2 protein-coding genes are annotated in these 1166 nt (G+C 45.7%); both read left to right on the top strand.

Going from position 1 to position 1166, the window contains the following annotated elements:
- Positions 1-80 precede the first annotated feature (80 nt).
- Positions 81-422 (top strand): hypothetical protein, encoded by a 342-nt coding sequence (locus AC5E51_RS09825; protein WP_491778520.1) that lies wholly within the window; start codon positions 81-83, stop codon positions 420-422.
- A 215-nt stretch (positions 423-637) separates the two neighbouring features.
- Positions 638-1166, top strand: a 529-nt coding sequence (locus AC5E51_RS09820; RefSeq protein WP_491778519.1) for an AAA family ATPase, incomplete at its 3' end; no start/stop codon positions are given.

Here is a 1166-nt window from a genome sequence, read left to right as displayed (position 1 = left end):
GAAAATTATTCAAGGGCGTGTGCCTGAAGTGTCCACGAAAGTGGTAGCAGATCACGCCCCAAACCTTGGCGTTATGCAGGATGATGAACTGGTCAATCGCTAAAAAGTTATCAGGTGGAGCGCTGACATTGATTGGTTTGGCAGTGTTGGCAGATATCCTCGTCGCATTGTTCATCGGGCGTGGTGCGCTGACTGCTGAATCTGCTGGTTGCTATCTTACTGATGCAATGGTGATTGGTTTTCACTGTCAGGGGTTTTGGGCATCTGACATTGTGTCGGCCTGGCTCAACCTTCCAGCGTGGGCGGTCTATGGGTTAATGTTTGCACCCTATAGCTTGAAAGCGGCCATTCTGGCTATTTTGGTATGGGTGCCGCTAATCATTTTCATCGTGGCGTCTCGCAAGGTGGCTCAACGTGCATAACAAGGCGCAGCAGTTCGCGGCCGATGGCCGCCGGACGTCCTTTACGTGGCTCCTTCGTCGCCACTCCAAGGTCGCCGCTGTGCTTCGGCGTTATACGGTGGGAGTAGTAAGCCCGATGGAATATAAACGGCGTTACGCTTAACGAGGATGTCCTTGTTTCCTTAGTAAGGACACTTTGTGAAGATGATCATAAACAATAACTATATGGAACATAAATGTACATTCGTACGGTCGAAATTGAAAACTACCGAGCCTTCGAAAAGTTTGAGATTAAACTTTCACCGCTAAGCCTAATTATTGGTGAAAATGAAGCAGGTAAAACCAACCTTTTTAGCGCACTTACCCTGCCTCTTAACAGCAACGATATTAGCTTCAATAAGAAACGTCTCTCAGTATCAGATATCAATCGGGAAGCTATCAAAAACTTTTACCAAGCTATTATCGACGAAAAGGAAGATGATGAAATCAAGGCTTTGATTCCAAAGGTTCGAGTTGAGGTCGAGTTCACAGAGCCAAAGAACATTATCGAAGAAGGCGTTATTGGTAAGTGGATAATTGGAGAAGAAGCCGACGATAGCTATAAAATTCGCTACGATTTCAGGCCCAAAGATGCAGATCACTTTGTAAAGACTGCCAAGGATTTACTTGAAGGCATCAAGGACATCAAAGATACACGCTGGTTCAACCTACCAATTGAGCTGTACGACTACGACGTAACGCAAAGCAACAATGGGTTAAAGATTA

The sequence above is a fragment of the Thalassolituus sp. genome (assembly GCF_984348125.1).
The sequence above is the reverse complement of the archived record's forward strand: the minus strand, read 5'-3'. Positions and strand labels throughout refer to the sequence as shown.